We start from the raw sequence: 710 nt of genomic DNA, 5'->3' as shown, positions 1-710 counted from the left end.
AGAAAAGCTGCCYTTTAAAGGCAGCTGGCTTCACATTTGTATATATACCRACTGACATAATGTTAAATAAAAAAATCGTCCGTTCAATCGGACGATTTTTTCTTATTGTGCTACTTCGCTGGCAATGCTTGATTCTGCTAAGCCGACTTCTTTAAGTACCTTATTTAATTCAGCTTCAGCCTCTTCAAATTTAGCATTTGCCTCATCTAATACAACGTCACCTTCAGCAGCTAATGCGTCTGCTTTCATTGTATAAGCTTCTTGAATTTTGTTTAATGCTGAGTCAATTGTTTCTTGATGATCTTTTAATTCAGCTGGAACTTCTAATTCTTCTACTTTAACCGCAGTATTTGCAGCAGCTGTTTTTGCAGCATCCCGCATTTTTTTAAGCTCAGCAGCTTCTGGAGGTGCTTCTGGATCTACATTTTCATAAGCATTTAGATCTGCATCTACCGCATTAATAGATTGAGAGATTGATAAGTAAAACTTCATCATATCTCCAGCAGGGTTCGCTTTTTCTTCAGATGTAGTTTCTTCAGATTTAGTTCCTTCAGTCGTTGTAACTTTTTTCTCTTCATTGTCTTCAGTACAAGCTGCAAGAACTAAAGAAAGTGAAGCAATAAGCAATAATAGTTTTTTCATCATTCAATCTCCTTTAATMTTGGGAATATTTAGTTATATTACCATAGMTAAACTTTMCTGTAAAGGAG

1 protein-coding gene is annotated in these 710 nt (G+C 35.5%); it reads right to left on the bottom strand.

All coding sequences use genetic code 11. From position 1 onward, the window contains the following. Positions 1–102: 102 nt before the first annotated feature. Positions 103–642, bottom strand: a complete 540-nt coding sequence (locus tag AC1DSL_RS19095) for a hypothetical protein (RefSeq protein WP_477533459.1) — start codon at positions 640–642, stop codon at positions 103–105. Positions 643–710: the final 68 nt, after the last annotated feature.

It is taken from the genome of Paenisporosarcina sp. P4_D4 (assembly GCF_056401835.1).
Note: the sequence above shows the minus strand (reverse complement) of the source record. Positions and strands in the feature narration are given on the sequence as shown.

Bases quoted from the DNA above. Each gene is read 5' to 3' on its own strand.
- AC1DSL_RS19095 (WP_477533459.1), bottom strand. From the start codon at position 642: ATGAAAAAACTATTATTGCTTATTGCTTCACTTTCTTTAGTTCTTGCA.